Consider the following 16952-nt stretch of genomic DNA (forward strand, 5'->3'; position numbering starts at 1 on the left):
ATTATAAAATACATCTAAATCAACCACTTGTACAAAACACAACCATAGCACTGAATGATAAAAAAAAATCTTCACTCGCAACTAAAATAGACTCGCTATCATCATTAACTTTATTTATTACCGTCATTCATTCATGAATGTCTGTTTACCCCTATTTCAACCGAATGCTCTGCGTTCGGTTTTTTTTTACCCTTCTTTACACAAACATCACTGTTCTGTGCTACCGATGAAAAACTATAACGACTATTAACTATCTCACCTGTTCACCATCGCTTATAAATCAGGCAAATAATTTCTTGTTATTTAATGCTAAATCTGTAGGTTTCATACCTCTATTTGTACTGGTAGTGACCGGCTGTACACGTTTGCATTGCCTGCCTGGCAACGATACACAACAATAAAAAATGCAGCTCACCGGATGTTGCGTAAGTATGGCAATTCATACATTACCCTTTATACTGCCCCTTCATCTTTAGCGTCGTTTTAACAGGTCATAAACACGAATGAGTCAGTCTGACACAACGGCTTCTACCCGATTCTCCCTGCTTCCGGGAAGTATTACCCGTTTCTTCTTATTACTGATCGTGGTGCTGTTGGTGATGATGGGCGTGATGGTCCAGAGCGCGGTCAACACCTGGCTAAAAGATAAGAGCTATCAGATTGTCGATATCACCCACGCAATTCATAAAAGGGTGGATACCTGGCGATACGTGACCTGGCAAATCTATGACAATATTGCAGCGACAGCCAACTCATCGACTGCCGACGGGTTACAGGAAACCCGACTCAAGCAAGATGTCTACTATCTTGAAAAACCCCGTAGAAAGACTGAAGCACTGATTTTCGGCTCGCATGACAGCTCTACGTTGGAAATGACCCAACGTATCTCAACCTATCTGGATACACTGTGGGGCGCGGAGAATGTCCCGTGGTCAATGTATTATCTGAATGGTCAGGACAATAGCCTGATTCTTATCTCAACGCTGCCGCTGAAAGATCTCACCTCCGGCTTTAAAGAGTCGACAATTGGCAATATTGTCGATTCGCGCCGCGCTGAAATGTTACAGCAGGCCAATGCGCTCGATGAACGTGAAAGCTTCTCATCCCTTCGCCGGTTGGTCTGGCAAAACGGCCATTACTTCACGTTACGCACAACCTTTAATCAACCGGGACATCTGGCAACCGTGGTCGCGTTTGACCTGCCGATTAATGATTTGATCCCCCCGGGCATGCAGTTGGACAGCTTTCACCTGGAGCCTGATGCCACGTCTACGGCTGAACATCTCAGTGAAAAAGAGTCACCTGACAGCGTCAGCATCAACTTTAACAATAGCAAGATTGAGATCTCCTCAGCGCTAAATTCAACGGATATGCGACTGGTCTGGCAGGTTCCCTTTGGGTCATTACTGCTTGATACGCTGCAAAGCATTCTGCTGCCGTTGTTACTGAATATCGCTCTGCTGGCGCTGGCGCTGTTTGGCTATACCACTTTCCGCCACCTTCCTGCCCGTTCAAACGAAGTGGCGCCAAACCTTGTCGCAAATAATGAACTCCGGGTGCTTCGCGCAATCAATGAAGAAATTGTTTCGCTGCTGCCGCTGGGATTATTGGTACACGACCAGGAATCCAACCGCACGGTTATCAGCAATAAAATTGCCGACCATCTGCTGCCACATTTAAATCTGCAAAATATCACCAGTATGGCGGAACAGCATCAGGGGGTCATCCAGGCCACAATCAATAATGAATTGTATGAGATCAGGCTGTTCCGCAGCCAGATCTCAGCCCGCACGCAGATCTTTATCATTCGCGACCAGGATCGCGAAGTACTGGTCAATAAAAAGCTGAAACAAGCACAGCGACTGTATGAGAAAAACCAACAGGCTCGCGCCGCCTTTATGCAAAACATTGGTAGCGCACTGAAAGATCCTGCCAAAACGCTGGCCATAAATGCTGCTGCACTCAATACGCCCGACAGCCAGAAACTGGCAAACCAGGCAGACGTGCTGGTACGTATGGTCGATGAGATTCAGTTGGCCAATCTTCTGGAAAGCGATGACTGGAAAAGTGAATCAACGCTGTTTTCCGTGCAGGCGTTAATTGACTACGTCGTGCCTGAAGTACTGCCAGCCATCAAGCGTAAAGGGTTACAACTGCTGATTAAAAATCACCTGAGCGCCAATGATGAGCGCCGCGGCGACCGCGATGCCCTGCGTCGTATTTTGCTGCTGCTCATCCAATATGCCGTGACCACGACGCAGATTGGCAAAATTACGCTGGATGTCGACCAGGATGAATCGGAGGCAGAGCGTCTGACCTTCCGTATTCTGGATACGGGGGAAGGCGTCGCGCTGAATGAAATTGATAATCTGCACTTCCCGTTCATCAATGACACGCAGAGCGATCGATATGGCAAAGCGAATCCACTCACGTTCTGGTTGTGCGATCAGCTAGCACGCAAATTGGGTGGACATCTGAATATTAAAGCGCGGGAAGAACTTGGAACGCGTTATATCGTCCATGTTAAGATGCCGCTACATGACCAACATGCTGATAATGAAGAACGGTTGTTGGATGACGTCTGCGTGATGGTTGACGTCACCTCGAATGACGTACGCAGCATTGTATTGCGTCAGCTGGAAAACTGGGGAGCAACCTGCATCACCCCCGATGAGCGACTGAATAGTCAAGAATATGATCTCTTTATCACTGATAATCCGTCTAATCTTACTGCCTCAGGCTTGCTTTTAAGCGATGATGAGTCTGGCGTGCGAAAAATTGGCCCCGGTCAGCTGCGCGTCAACTTTAATATGAGCAATGCTATGCAGGAAGCTGTCCTGGAGCTAATAGAAGAACAACTGGCGCAAGAAGAGATCCAGGAACTCCCCCTCGGCGGTGATGAAAACGCCGAACTTCATGCCAGTGGTTACTATGCACTCTTTGTAGACACAGTACCGGATGATGTTAAGAGGTTGTATACTGAGGCAGCAACCAGCGATTTCGCTGCGTTAGCCCAAACGGCCCATCGCCTGAAAGGCGTGTTTGCCATGCTTAATCTGGTACCCGGCAAGCAGTTATGTGAAGCGCTGGAACATCTTATTCAAGAGAAAGATGCTCCAGGTATAGAAAAGTACATCAGCGACATTGACGTTTACGTCAAGAGCTTGCTGTAGCAAGGTAGCCCAATACATGAACACTATGAACGTAATTATTGCCGATGACCATCCGATTGTACTGTTCGGTATTCGTAAATCACTTGAACAAATCGAGTGGGTGAACGTTGTCGGCGAATTTGAAGACTCCACTGCACTGATCAACAATTTGCCTAAATTAGATGCTCATGTGTTGATTACCGATCTCTCAATGCCGGGAGATAAATATGGTGATGGGATCACGTTAATTAAATATATCAAACGCCATTTCCCGAGTCTGTCGATCATCGTTTTGACCATGAACAACAACCCGGCCATCCTAAGCGCGGTGCTGGATCTCGACATTGAAGGGATCGTGCTGAAACAAGGTGCGCCAACTGACCTGCCTAAGGCGCTGGCGGCGCTGCAAAAAGGTAAGAAATTCACCCCGGAAAGTGTCTCTCGCCTGCTGGAAAAAATCAGCGCCAGCGGCTATGGCGACAAACGCCTGTCACCGAAAGAAAGTGAAGTTCTGCGCCTGTTTGCCGAAGGTTTCCTGGTGACTGAAATCGCTAAGAAGCTCAATCGCAGTATTAAAACCATCAGTAGCCAGAAAAAGTCTGCAATGATGAAGCTCGGCGTGGAAAACGATATCGCCCTGCTGAATTACCTGTCATCCGTGACGTTAAGCCCGTCAGACAAAGAGTAATTCGTTTTCATATCATCTGCCTGAAGGCATCGCGTTTATCTGGCCTACGAACAATACAGCGTTGTGTATGTTCTGTAGGCCGGATAAGGCAAACACCACTACCCAGCCTCTTTTATCCCCGCGTTTTTCTCACGCGTTCCGCATAGACGGTCAACGTCTGCTTCAGCACGTCTAACGTCACCGGCTTGGACAAACAGCTGTCCATTCCCGACTCCAGACAACGCTGCTTCTCTTCCGCCAGAGCATTGGCCGTCACACCAATCACCGGCAGCGTTAGCCCCAGTTGGCGAATACGCTGCGTCAAACGATAGCCATCCATATTCGGCATGTTGACGTCGCTCAGCACAATATCAATATGGTTTTTACTCAACACATTGAGCGCGTCCACACCGTCGTTGGCGGTTTTACACTGATACCCCAACGATCCGAGCTGATCGGCCAGTAAACGGCGGTTAATCGGATGATCGTCAACCACCAGAATCATCATGTCATCGTTTGTGGCGCCCACTTTGTCCGGAGCTGGCAGCGCGGTGGAAAGCGCTTCACTCCCCAGTTCAACGCTGTAGATATGCGCCAGCAGCGCGGGCAACTCGTGCGGTGATGCCACGCTGTGCACCCACTCTCCAGGCGTTCTTTCCAGTGGAATACCAATGTGGCGACGACAGAAAATCACCGTGGCTCGTCCCTTCCACGTCTGCTCCAGCACATCATCAGCAATCAATACATCATTTGCATCAGGTTGCTGCCCCTCATAACGCAGCACCGTCATCCCGGTACGCGTGAGGCTGGATTCGATAAAGTGATAGAGTGACGCGTTTCGCACGGCCAGCCAGCAGCGAGTGCTGGCAAGACCATCCACACTTTTATTCTGTGGGTACTGGGCACCATACAGCGGTATCCGCAGCGTAAACTGGCTCCCCATACCCGGTTCAGAATCGACGGAAATATCCCCGTCCATCATGCTGATCAGTTTCTCACAGATAGCCAGACCCAACCCGGTCCCCTGGAAATTACGCTGCACGCCCGTCCCCACCTGGAAGAAGGGATCGAACAGGCGAACAACTTCTTTAGCCGGGATCCCCACGCCAGTATCACGCACACGAATGCTGAGGTAGTCGCCGCTGCACTGAACATGCAGCACAATACAGCCGGTATCAGTAAATTTAATCGCATTACTCAACAGGTTAGAAATAACCTGCTGTAAGCGCATCGGATCGCCATTTAATGCCACGGGCACATCCGGTTCGATGAAACAGTACAATCCCAGTTGCTTGCGTACCACCAGCGGCAGATAGTTGGCCGTAATATGGCTCATCACTTCACGCGGTGAAAATTCGCGCGGTTCAATCTTCAACTGTTCGGATTCAATTTTCGAGAAATCAAGAATATCGCTGATAATCTTCAACAACAGGCTGGAGGAATTATTCATCGCCGTCACCAGGCGATCCACTCCGCTGGGCAGTTCTTTCGTTTGCAGCAGGTCAAGGTTACCGATAATGCCATACAGCGGCGTGCGTAGCTCATGACTCACCGTTGCAAGGAACATTGATTTTGACTGGCTGGCCTGTTCCGCCGCCTGCGCCATCTCCTGTAACGACTCTTCCATTTTCACGCGAGCACTCACATCGACCAGGACGCATATCGCTACGTTCTCATTGCGATAACGTGAATGCACAAAGCTGATTTGCAGATTAGTATTATTGCTGGTCAACACATCGACGAAATTAACCTGCTGGCCGCAGATAATTTGCGTCAACCGTTGCCTGTCTTCATGCGTCAGCATGTTGAGATAGGTATGCGCCAGCTCGTTGCTCAGAATGTTAATGCCATCAATTGTGCGCAGAATACAAATACCGACCGGCGCAGAAGCCACGATTTTACGGTTAAACTGCTCATGCTCTTCCAGGCGTTGGGCATCGCTTTCCGCTGGAATAAAAATACGCCGCTCATACATGCGCGTCAGCATAAACAACGCCGCACCTACCAGCACATTCAGCAGAACCGCATTCAGGATCATCATGCGTATCCGCTCCAGCACCAGATCGACCGGCACGGAGTACACAATACTGAGCGAGGATGGCGGCAGGTTTTTCTTTAACACCAGATTGCGAAAACCCGGCGTGTAGCCAAACCACGAGCGCTCCTGCATCCAGCGCGGTTCAGACTTAATAGTGCCTTCAGGACCGGTGAGTGAAATCAGCGCATGACCATTTTCATCAAGGATGGTCACCCCCATCGGCAAACTGCCCGGCGTGAAGAAGTTCTCCATGCGAATCGGCTGTTCCACACCCAGCAACGCCTGCAGACGATTGGCAAGATAGACCGGCGTCAGCGCATAAAAATACCCCACCCCTGGACGTGGCCCCTGGCTTATCCAGAACAGGTTATTGCCGTTTTCTTCCTGCGGGGCATTGCGATACTTAATGATGCGCTCATGCAGCGCTTTCAGCGCCTCGTCACGTTCGACAGGCATATCCCGCAGACCAAAATTGGCCATACAGAGGTTATCGCTGCCGATCAGGAACACGCGGTTCAAATCATAAGCCGCTGAGAAATTGTCGCGCCAGTAGCGCATAAACCACGCTAATGACTCCAGCGAGCCACGCCAGGCATTACCCATCACCGCACAGTCGGAATCAGCAAACAGCGGTTCAAAATTCGGCACCACGGTTTTATCATCCCGTGCCCGCAATGACATCACGCCGTTTTCTGCCGTTAACCGGTTTTCAGCAATGTATTTCAGCTCTTTTATCACGTCAGAAGTACGCTGAATGTAGCGTTGGGCCTGATCGGAGCTGAGATTAAACTCCTGGCGGATCTCAGACTCTCGCTGGTGCAGCGCATTCACAATGTAGAACACCGAAACAAAAGCAATCAGACACCAGACCAGTAAGGCCAGCGCTCTGAACAGGTAGCGTGAGACTTTTAGAGTTGAATGAACGGAAGCAAGGTATTTCAAAGGGGCGAAGCTCCGCCTCAGGATATCAATAGAGTGTGGTTAAGGTAGCGGTAAATGTCCGGCGTCGCAATGCCCTCTCTTTACGGGAATATGATACACCGCTCTGACACCGTTGTCTTAACCCCTGATAATCGTCGTTTGCCTAAAAAACACTGCACGGATGTGAGAATGCGCAAGCTGAGATGGCTGACGCGTCGTTTATACCCGCGACGTTTACGCAACCAAATGATCATGATGGCCATTCTGATGGTCATTGTGCCGACGATTTCTATTGGTTATATCGTAGAAACCGAAGGTCGGTCAGCAGTCTTATCTGAAAAAGAGAAAAAACTGTCATCGGTGCTCACTCTGCTTAACGGTGCGCTGGGCGATAGCTTTAGCCACTACGCGGATTTACCGCGTGAAGCGCGCATTCGGGCGCTGAATCTTGAGTTGGGCCCCATCACCGAACGGATAACCCAGGCATTTCCTGGCATCGGCGCGGGGTATTACAACAAGGCACTGGATGCAATCATCACCTACGCCCCCTCTGCGTTGTATCAAAGTAATGTCGGTATCACCATCACTGACGATCACCCCGGACGTGAAGTGATGAGCAGCAACGCACCTGTGGTTTTTTCCGGACGACAGGTTCGTGGCGACATCCTCAACTCCATGATCCCCATCGAACGGCAGGGTGAAGTTATTGGCTATATCTGGGCGAATGAACTGACGGAAGATATCCGCCAGCAAGCCTGGAAAATGGACGTCAGGATCATTGCCGTGCTGGCTGCCGGACTCATCAGTAGCCTGCTGTTGATTGTGCTTTTCTCTCGCCGTCTCAGTGCGAATATCGACATTATCACCGACGGGCTCTCCACGCTGGCGCAAAAAACACCAGCCCGACTGCCTGAACTGCCCGGCGAACTGGGACAAATCAGCCGCAGCGTCAATGCGCTGGCACAAACGCTTCGGGAAACCAAAACCCTTAATGACCTGATTATTGAGAACGCAGCAGACGGCGTCATTGCCATCGACAGACAGGGCGATGTCACCACCATGAACCCGGCGGCAGAGCAAATCACTGGCTATCAGCTTCATGAACTGGTCGGGCAGCCCTATGCAACCCTCTTTGCCGATACTCAGTTCTCCAGCCCGGTACTGGATACACTGGAGCACGGCACCGAACATGTCGCCCAGGAGGTAAGTTTTCCTGGTCGCGACCGCACCATTGAAATAAGCGTCACCACCAGCCGGATCCATAACGCGCATGGCGAGCTAATCGGAGCTCTGGTGATCTTCTCTGATTTAACGGCCCGCAAAGAGACACAGCGCCGGCTGGCACAAACGGAAAGGCTCGCGACGCTCGGCGAGTTGATGGCTGGAGTGGCGCATGAGGTACGTAACCCGCTGACGGCAATCCGTGGCTATGTACAGATCATCCGCCAACAAACGTCTTTACCAGAACATCAGGAATATTTATCCGTTGTGCTGAACGAAATTGACTCAATCAATAAAGTCATCCAGCAACTGTTGGATTTCTCTCGCCCGCGACAAAGCCAGTGGCAGCAGGTACGGCTCAATGCGTTGATTGAAGAAACGCTGATCCTCGTGCAAACCTCAGGCCTACAGGCTCGAATCGCATTTACCACAGAATTAGATGCCAGCCTGCCCGCCATCGTCGCCGATCGCGAACTCCTCAAGCAGGTGATCCTTAATATTTTAATCAATGCGGTGCAGGCGATAGCCGCACGGGGCGAAATTCGAATCCGCACCTGGCAATATTCAGCCTCACAGCAGGCGGTGATGATTGAAGATAATGGCAACGGTATCGATATTGCCATTCAGAAGAAAATATTCGACCCCTTCTTTACGACCAAAGCGTCAGGTACGGGTCTTGGACTGGCGCTAAGCCAGCGCATAATCAACGCGCATCAGGGGGATATCCACGTGACAAGTATGCCGGGCTGCGGCGCAACCTTCACCCTGATTTTACCTCTTAACCCGCAGGGAAATCCGTCAGAATGAAAACGACCTACCGTATTCTCATCGTTGATGACGAAGAAAATGTTCGCCGTATGCTTGCCACTGCGTTTTCCCTGCAAGGGCATGAGACGCACTGCGCCAGCGATGGAAAAGCCGCGCTGACTCTGTTTGCTGATACGCATCCTGACGTGGTACTGATGGACATCCGTATGCCAGAGATGGACGGTATTGATGCACTGAAAGCCATGCGCGCCCAGCAGCCGCGGATCCCCGTGATTCTGATGACGGCCTACGCCGAAGTGGAGACCGCAGTAGAAGCTCTCCGTAGCGGCGCGTTTGACTATGTGATTAAACCCTTTGATTTGGATGAGCTCAATCTGGTCATTCAGCGCGCACTACAGCTTCAGGCAATGAAGCAGGAGATCCGCAATCTGCATCAGGCGCTAAGCACCAGTTGGCAATGGGGGCATATCCTGACTACCAGCCCAGTGATGATGGATATTTGTAAAGACACGGCAAAAATCGCCCTCTCACAGGCGAACGTACTGATTAGCGGCGAAAGTGGCACAGGAAAAGAGCTGATTGCCCGCGCCATCCACTACAACAGTAAACGCGCCAACGGCCCCTTTATCAAAATCAACTGTGCGGCCTTACCGGAATCCTTACTGGAAAGCGAACTGTTTGGCCACGAAAAGGGGGCATTTACCGGTGCACAAACCCTACGCCAGGGGCTGTTCGAACGCGCGCATCAGGGAACGCTTCTGCTCGACGAGATTGGTGAAATGCCGCTGGTTCTGCAGGCCAAACTGCTGCGTATTTTGCAGGAAAGAGAATTCGAGCGCATCGGCGGACACCAAACTATCCGCGTCGATATCCGTATTGTTGCCGCCACCAACCGCTGCCTGCAAACAATGGTGAAGGAAGGAACGTTCCGCGAAGACCTGTTTTATCGGCTTAACGTGATTCATCTGACCCTTCCCCCGTTACGCGAACGCCGCGAAGACATCGCCCTGTTAGCGAATCACTTTTTACAAAAATTTAGCTCAGAAAATCAGCGGGATATCATTGAGATCGATCCCACGGCGATGTCCATGCTTACCGCCTGGCCATGGCCAGGGAACATTCGTGAACTGTCTAACGTCATCGAACGCGCGGTGGTCATGAATACCGGTGCGGTGATTTTTGCCGAAGACCTGCCTGCGCAGTTCCGATCGCCTGTCAGTACCGTAACAGAGGTAAAAGCAGTTCAGACCGGAGGACGCAATCTGAAGGAAGAAATTAAGCGTGAGGAAAAACGCATCATCCTTGAGGTGCTCGACAATCAGGATGGCAACCGCACCCGCACCGCGCTAATGCTGGGGATCAGTCGGCGCGCTCTGATGTACAAATTGCAAGAGTATGGTATTGATCCGTCAGGCTCCTGATACCTAAATTTGCTATGCAGAATTTTGCACACTGCGCAAAAATCTGCATAGCAACTCCACATCCCCCTCGCCAGCTAATAAAAATAAATCATAAAATTCAAATAATTAAAAAATAATTTCGCTATTTGTCATTCTGGCACCCGGCTTGCAATTCCCTGAGCGTACCCAAAATGGAGTATGCAAAAGGGAAACATAATGAAAACAAAACTGATTACTTTACAAGACGCAGCGAGCTTCTTTCGTGACGGCATGACCATCATGGTCGGCGGTTTTATGGGGGTTGGCACGCCACCTCGCCTTGTCGAAGCCTTACTTGAATCTGGCGTCAGGGATTTGACGTTAATTGCCAACGATACCGCATTTGTCGATACCGGTATCGGCCCCTTAATCGTCAATGGTCGCGTGAGCAAAGTGATTGCCTCGCACATTGGCACCAACCCTGAAACCGGTCGCCGCATGATTGCCGGTGAAATGGACGTACAACTGGTGCCGCAAGGCACTCTGATTGAGCAAATTCGCTGCGGTGGCGCAGGCCTTGGCGGTTTTCTCACGCCAACCGGTGTCGGCACCGTAGTGGAAGATGGTAAGCAGACCATGACGCTCGATGGCAGAGTCTGGTTGCTCGAACGTCCATTACGTGCCGATCTGGCGCTAATCCGCGCACACCGCGCTGACACGCTTGGCAACCTGACCTATCAACTTAGCGCCCGTAATTTTAACCCACTGATTGCCCTCGCCGCCGACATCACACTGGTTGAACCGGATGAAATGGTCGAGATCGGTGAACTCCAGCCAGACCATATCGTTACCCCCGGTGCCGTTATCGACCATATCGTCATTCCACAGGAGAGCTAATCATGGATGCTAAACAACGTATTGCGCGCCGTGTGGCGCTTGAGCTTCACGATGGGGATGTCGTCAACCTGGGGATTGGTCTGCCGACAATGGTTGCGAACTACCTGCCCGCTGACATTCATATCACATTGCAGTCAGAAAATGGTTTTCTCGGTCTGGGCCCGGTCACGACCGCGCATCCAGACCTGGTAAACGCCGGTGGGCAACCGTGCGGGATTTTACCAGGCGCGGCCATGTTTGATAGCGCCATGTCGTTTGCGTTAATTCGCGGCGGCCATGTCGATGCCTGCGTGCTCGGTGGGTTACAGGTCGATGAACAAGCCAACCTCGCCAACTGGGTGGTTCCCGGAAAAATGGTTCCCGGCATGGGAGGGGCGATGGATCTGGTGACCGGCGCGCGCAAAGTGATTATCGCGATGGAGCATTGTGCAAAAGACGGCTCAGCGAAGATCCTCCGACATTGCACCATGCCGCTGACGGCACAACATGCGGTGCATATGCTGGTGACCGAACTCGCCGTTTTCCGTTTCATTGACGGAAAAATGTGGCTTACGGAAATCGCGGAAGGATGCGATATCGCCACGCTGCGTGAAAAAACCGAAGCGCAGTTTGATGTCGCCGCCGAGCTGATTATCCTGAGAGGTGATGCATGATCGGCCGCATTGCTCGTTTTATGACGCGCGTGGTCAGCCGCTGGCTGCCTGACCCGCTGATTTTCGCCATGCTGCTAACGCTGTTGACCTTCGGCATCGCGCTGTGGCTAACGCCACAAACACCCGTCAGCATGGTGAAATTCTGGGGTGATGGTTTCTGGAATCTGCTGGCTTTCGGCATGCAGATGGCGCTGATCATCGTCACAGGCCACGCGTTAGCCAGTTCAGGACCGGTGAAAAGTCTGCTGCGTACGGCGGCCTCTGCCGCCAAAACCCCCGCTCAGGGTGTCATGCTGGTAACGTTTTTCGGTTCAGTCGCCTGTGTCATCAACTGGGGTTTTGGTCTGGTAGTGGGGGCGATGTTTGCCCGTGAAGTCGCACGCCGGGTACCCGGCTCCGACTATCCCCTGCTGATTGCTTGTGCCTACATCGGTTTTCTCACCTGGGGGGGTGGCTTCTCCGGTTCAATGCCATTGCTGGCGGCAACACCAGGCAACCCGGTTGAACACGTCGCAGGGTTAATTCCGGTCGCAGACACGCTGTTTACCGGTTTCAACATCTTCATCACCGTGGCGCTGATCGTCGTGATGCCGTTCATCACACGCATGATGACGCCAAAACCGTCTGATGTGGTAAGCATCGATCCGAAGCTGTTACTGGAAGAAGCTGATTTCCAGAAAAAACTGCCACCCGACGCCCCGCCATCGGAAAAACTGGAAGAGAGCCGCATTCTGGCCCTGGTAATCGGGGCATTAGGGATTGCTTATCTGGCCCTCTATTTCACTGAGAAAGGCTTCAACATCACCATCAACACCGTCAACCTGATGTTTATGATTGCCGGTCTGCTGCTGCATAAAACGCCTATGGCCTATATGCGTGCCGTTAGCGCAGCCGCGCGTAGCACCGCCGGCATCCTGGTGCAGTTCCCCTTCTACGCCGGTATTCAGTTGATGATGGAGCACTCTGGCCTCGGTGGATTGATTACCGAGTTCTTCATCAACGTCGCCAACAAAGACACCTTCCCACTGATGACCTTCTTCAGTTCAGCACTGATTAACTTTGCCGTGCCGTCTGGCGGTGGCCATTGGGTTATTCAGGGACCGTTCGTCATGCCAGCCGCTCAGGCCCTTGGTGCCGATCTCGGTAAGTCAGTAATGGCTATCGCCTATGGCGAGCAGTGGATGAATATGGCGCAGCCGTTCTGGGCGCTACCTGCATTGGCCATCGCCGGATTGGGTGTGCGCGACATCATGGGGTACTGCATCACCGCCCTGCTCTTCTCAGGCGTCATTTTTGTCATTGGATTGACCTTGTTCTGACAGCCATTACTTACATAAAGGAACAGAAAAATGAAAAACTGTGTCATTGTCAGCGCGGCACGTACCGCAATCGGTAGCTTTAATGGCGCACTGGCGACCACCAGCGCTATCGAGCTGGGATCAACCGTGATAAAAGCGGCAATTGAGCGCGCTCATCTTGATCCACAGCAGGTTGAAGAAGTGATTATGGGTAACGTGCTGCAGGCCGGTCTGGGACAGAATCCGACGCGTCAGGCATTGTTAAAAAGCGGTCTTTCCGACACCGTTTGCGGATTCACCGTCAACAAAGTGTGTGGCTCCGGTCTCAAAAGTGTGGCGCTTGCGGCTCAGGCGATCGCCGCCGGACAGGCCCAGGCACTGGTCGCTGGTGGAATGGAAAACATGAGTCAGGCCCCCTACCTGTTAGATGCTAAAGCCCGCTGGGGATATCGCCTCGGTGACGGGCAATTGTCAGACGTCATTCTGCGTGATGGGCTGATCTGTGCTGAACATGGCTACCATATGGGGATTACCGCCGAGAACGTCGCTAAAGAGTACGGCATCAGCCGCGAAATGCAGGATGAACTAGCACTGTTATCACAGCAGAAAGCCATTGCCGCAATAGAGTCCGGCGCTTTTCAGGCCGAAATTGTCCCCGTCAGCGTACAATCACGTAAGAAAACCCTCATTTTTGAACGCGATGAGTTTCCCAAGGCTGACTCCACGGCGGAAGGTCTTGCCGCATTGCGTCCGGCCTTCGACAAAGCCGGCACTGTTACCGCTGGCAACGCCTCAGGGATTAACGACGGTGCTGCCGCGCTGGTGGTAATGGAAGAGTCGGCAGCGCTGGCTGCTGGGCTAAAGCCGCTGGCGAGAATCAAAGCCTGGGCCAGCGGCGGCGTCGCCCCGGCGATGATGGGCATGGGACCCGTTCCGGCCACGCAAAAAGCGTTACAACTGAGCGGACTGCAGCTGTCGGATATCGATCTTATCGAAGCCAATGAAGCATTTGCCGCGCAGTTTCTTGCCGTGGGTAAAACACTGGGGTTTGATGCACAAAAGGTCAACGTTAACGGTGGTGCGATTGCGCTGGGCCACCCTATCGGTGCCAGCGGCGCGCGAATTCTGGTCACATTGCTGCACGCGTTACAGGCACGGGATAAAACGCTCGGTCTGGCAACGCTGTGTATCGGCGGCGGCCAGGGTATAGCGATGATCGTGGAGCGGATGAACTAAAAAAAAGGGCCGGATTTCTCCGGCCCTTTTCATCACAACTTAATTACTCTTCTGCGTCATCTGCCGCATCGTCGTCGCTCTCAGCTTCAGGAGCGATATCATCGTCCCCTTCCGCAGCACTACCGTCGATGGAGTCAAGTTCTTCATCATCAACCGGTTCAGCAACACGTTGCAGACCGACGACGTTTTCATCTTCCGCCGTGCGGATGAGGATCACGCCCTGGGTGTTACGCCCAACCACGCTGATTTCCGACACGCGAGTACGCACCAGCGTACCGGCATCGGTGATCATCATGATCTGGTCAGTATCTTCAACCTGTACCGCGCCGACAACAGAGCCGTTGCGCTCGGTAACCTTGATGGAAATAACGCCCTGCGTCGCACGAGACTTCGTCGGGTACTCTTCCGCCGCGGTACGCTTACCGTAGCCGTTTTGCGTTACGGTCAGGATGGCACCTTCACCGCGCGGAACAATCAGAGAAACGACTTTGTCTTCGCCTGCCAGCTTGATACCGCGTACGCCGGTCGCGGTACGACCCATCGCACGAACGGCATCTTCTTTGAAGCGCACCACTTTACCGGCAGCAGAGAACAGCATGACTTCATCAGAACCTGAGGTCAGATCGACGCCAATCAGCTCATCACCATCATTGAGGTTAACCGCAATGATACCGGCAGAACGCGGACGACTGAACTCGGTCAGCGCGGTTTTCTTCACCGTACCGCTGGCGGTCGCCATAAAGACGTTCACACCCTCTTCGTACTCGCGTACTGGCAGGATAGCAGTGATACGTTCGTTGGCCTCAAGCGGCAGCAGGTTGACGATTGGACGTCCACGCGCACCACGGCTCGCTTCCGGTAGCTGATAAACTTTCATCCAGTACAAACGACCACGGCTTGAGAAGCAGAGGATCGTGTCGTGAGTGTTAGCCACCAGCAGGCGGTCGATAAAGTCTTCTTCTTTAATACGTGCTGCTGATTTACCTTTCCCGCCACGACGCTGCGCTTCGTAATCGGTTAACGGTTGATATTTCACATAGCCCTGGTGAGACAAGGTTACGACAACATCTTCCTGGCTAATCAGATCTTCGATGTTGATGTCAGCGCTGTTCGCGGTGATTTCAGTACGACGTGCGTCGCCGAACTGCTCACGAATCAGCTCCATCTCCTCACGGATAACTTCCATCAGACGATCGGCACTGCCCAGAATGTGCAGCAGTTCAGCAATCTGCTCCAGCAGCTCTTTGTATTCGTCGAGCAGTTTTTCATGCTCAAGGCCGGTCAGTTTCTGCAAGCGCAGATCCAGAATCGCCTGGGCCTGCTGTTCAGTCAGGAAGTACTGACCATCACGCACGCCAAACTCAGGTTCCAGCCATTCAGGACGCGCAGCGTCATCACCCGCACGTTCCAGCATGGCAGAGACGTTACCCAGTTCCCAGGAACGCGCAACCAGTGCCGCTTTCGCTTCAGCTGGGGTCGGTGCACGACGGATCAGTTCGATGATCGGATCGATGTTGGCGAGAGCAATCGCCAGCGCTTCGAGGATGTGCGCACGGTCACGGGCTTTACGCAGTTCAAAAATAGTACGGCGGGTAACCACTTCACGACGGTGACGAACAAACGCAGCGATAATATCTTTCAGGTTCATGATCTTCGGCTGACCATGGTGCAGCGCAACCATGTTGATACCGAAAGAAACCTGCAGTTGGGTCTGGGAGTAGAGGTTATTCAGCACCACTTCCCCAACCGCGTCGCGTTTCACTTCAATCACGATGCGCATACCGTCTTTGTCAGACTCGTCACGCAGTGCGCTGATACCTTCAACGCGTTTGTCTTTTACCAGCTCGGCGATTTTCTCGATCAGGCGTGCTTTGTTCACCTGATACGGAATTTCATGCACGATGATGGTCTCACGGCCAGTTTTCGCGTCAGCTTCGACTTCTGCACGTGCGCGAATGTATACCTTGCCGCGACCGGTACGGTAAGCTTCTTCGATACCACGACGACCATTGATGATCGCTGCGGTCGGGAAGTCCGGACCCGGAATATGTTCCATCAGCCCTTCAATGCTGATGTCTTCATCGTCAATATATGCCAGACAGCCGTTGATCACTTCCGTCAGGTTGTGCGGCGGAATGTTGGTTGCCATACCTACCGCGATACCGGACGAACCGTTCACCAGCAGGTTAGGAATTTTGGTTGGCATGACGTCTGGAATGCGTTCGGTACCGTCGTAGTTATCGACGAAATCAACCGTTTCTTTTTCCAGGTCAGCCATCAGCTCGTGGGCGATTTTCGACATACGGATTTCCGTATAACGCATCGCAGCTGCGGAGTCGCCATCGACAGAACCAAAGTTACCCTGACCATCCACCAGCATGTAACGCAAGGAGAATGGCTGCGCCATACGAACAATGGTGTCGTAAACGGCGGTATCACCATGAGGGTGGTATTTACCGATTACGTCACCAACGACACGGGCAGATTTTTTATAGGCTTTATTCCAGTCGTTGCCCAATACGTTCATGGCGTAAAGTACGCGACGGTGTACCGGCTTCAGGCCATCTCGGACGTCCGGCAGCGCACGGCCAACAATGACCGACATCGCATAATCCAGATAGGAGCTCTTCAGCTCTTCCTCAATGTTGACCGGTGTAATTTCTCTCGCAAGGTCGCTCATCTAACCGCTATCCCTCTACTGTATCCCGGATTCAAAGGTCGC

The 16952-nt window shown here is 52.2% G+C and carries 10 protein-coding genes; 8 read left to right on the plus strand and 2 right to left on the minus strand.

The genetic code is table 11. The annotated features are described in order from the left end of the window. Positions 1 to 503: 503 nt before the first annotated feature. Both rcsD and rcsB read left to right on the plus strand, forming a co-directional pair. On the plus strand, positions 504 to 3173 hold the full coding sequence (rcsD, locus tag NNO03_RS00005; RefSeq protein WP_271448507.1) for a phosphotransferase RcsD: 2670 nt from the start codon (positions 504 to 506) through the stop codon (positions 3171 to 3173). 16 nt (positions 3174 to 3189) lie between these two features. Continuing rightward, positions 3190 to 3840: a response regulator transcription factor RcsB gene (rcsB, locus tag NNO03_RS00010; protein ID WP_003027592.1), complete on the plus strand. Its 651-nt coding sequence runs from the start codon at positions 3190 to 3192 to the stop codon at positions 3838 to 3840. A gap of 112 nt (positions 3841 to 3952) precedes the next feature. Here the strand turns inward: rcsB and rcsC are convergent, their stop codons facing one another. Next, entirely contained in the window at positions 3953 to 6799 is a 2847-nt protein-coding gene (gene rcsC / locus NNO03_RS00015; protein WP_271448508.1) for a two-component system sensor histidine kinase RcsC, read from the minus strand. A 168-nt stretch (positions 6800 to 6967) separates the two neighbouring features. On the opposite strand from rcsC, the gene atoS reads away from it, so the two are divergent. The 6 genes from atoS (at position 6968) to NNO03_RS00045 (ending at position 14230) form a co-directional block, all read left to right on the plus strand. Further along, positions 6968 to 8806: a two-component system sensor histidine kinase AtoS gene (gene atoS / locus NNO03_RS00020; RefSeq protein WP_271448509.1), complete on the plus strand. Its 1839-nt coding sequence runs from the start codon at positions 6968 to 6970 to the stop codon at positions 8804 to 8806. Next, the gene (gene atoC, locus NNO03_RS00025; protein ID WP_271448510.1) at positions 8803 to 10188 is read left to right on the plus strand and encodes an acetoacetate metabolism transcriptional regulator AtoC; all 1386 of its coding nucleotides are present in this window, start codon (positions 8803 to 8805) and stop codon (positions 10186 to 10188) included. The genes atoS and atoC overlap by 4 nt, the downstream gene beginning before the upstream one ends. Positions 10189 to 10383: 195 nt before the next feature. Further along, positions 10384 to 11043 (plus strand): acetate CoA-transferase subunit alpha, encoded by a 660-nt coding sequence (gene atoD, locus NNO03_RS00030; protein ID WP_271440112.1) that lies wholly within the window; start codon positions 10384 to 10386, stop codon positions 11041 to 11043. Between the two features lie 2 nt (positions 11044 to 11045). Next, positions 11046 to 11696, plus strand: a complete 651-nt coding sequence (locus tag NNO03_RS00035) for a 3-oxoacid CoA-transferase subunit B (protein ID WP_048211108.1) — start codon at positions 11046 to 11048, stop codon at positions 11694 to 11696. After that, entirely contained in the window at positions 11693 to 13015 is a 1323-nt protein-coding gene (locus NNO03_RS00040; RefSeq protein WP_271448511.1) for a TIGR00366 family protein, read from the plus strand. Before NNO03_RS00035 ends, NNO03_RS00040 begins: the two co-directional genes overlap by 4 nt. 30 nt (positions 13016 to 13045) lie before the next feature. Beyond that, on the plus strand, positions 13046 to 14230 hold the full coding sequence (locus NNO03_RS00045; RefSeq protein WP_271448512.1) for an acetyl-CoA C-acetyltransferase: 1185 nt from the start codon (positions 13046 to 13048) through the stop codon (positions 14228 to 14230). Positions 14231 to 14273: 43 nt separating this feature from the next. Here the strand turns inward: NNO03_RS00045 and gyrA are convergent, their stop codons facing one another. Further along, positions 14274 to 16910: a DNA topoisomerase (ATP-hydrolyzing) subunit A gene (gene gyrA, locus NNO03_RS00050; RefSeq protein ID WP_271440115.1), complete on the minus strand. Its 2637-nt coding sequence runs from the start codon at positions 16908 to 16910 to the stop codon at positions 14274 to 14276. Positions 16911 to 16952 lie beyond the last annotated feature (42 nt).

Origin of the sequence: Citrobacter sp. Igbk 16, from assembly GCF_028069755.1 — a bacterium.
Taxonomy (GTDB): Bacteria; Pseudomonadota; Gammaproteobacteria; order Enterobacterales; family Enterobacteriaceae; genus Citrobacter.

What these genes read in the sequence shown, in the direction of transcription:
- NNO03_RS00045 (WP_271448512.1), top strand. Translation starts at nt 13,046, where the DNA reads ATGAAAAACTGTGTCATTGTCAGCGCGGCACGTACCGCAATCGGTAGC.
- atoD (WP_271440112.1), top strand. Translation starts at nt 10,384, where the DNA reads ATGAAAACAAAACTGATTACTTTACAAGACGCAGCGAGCTTCTTTCGT.
- atoC (WP_271448510.1), top strand. Translation starts at nt 8,803, where the DNA reads ATGAAAACGACCTACCGTATTCTCATCGTTGATGACGAAGAAAATGTT.
- rcsD (WP_271448507.1), top strand. Translation starts at nt 504, where the DNA reads ATGAGTCAGTCTGACACAACGGCTTCTACCCGATTCTCCCTGCTTCCG.
- NNO03_RS00040 (WP_271448511.1), top strand. Translation starts at nt 11,693, where the DNA reads ATGATCGGCCGCATTGCTCGTTTTATGACGCGCGTGGTCAGCCGCTGG.
- rcsB (WP_003027592.1), top strand. Translation starts at nt 3,190, where the DNA reads ATGAACACTATGAACGTAATTATTGCCGATGACCATCCGATTGTACTG.
- NNO03_RS00035 (WP_048211108.1), top strand. Translation starts at nt 11,046, where the DNA reads ATGGATGCTAAACAACGTATTGCGCGCCGTGTGGCGCTTGAGCTTCAC.
- atoS (WP_271448509.1), top strand. Translation starts at nt 6,968, where the DNA reads ATGCGCAAGCTGAGATGGCTGACGCGTCGTTTATACCCGCGACGTTTA.
- gyrA (WP_271440115.1), bottom strand. Translation starts at nt 16,910, where the DNA reads ATGAGCGACCTTGCGAGAGAAATTACACCGGTCAACATTGAGGAAGAG.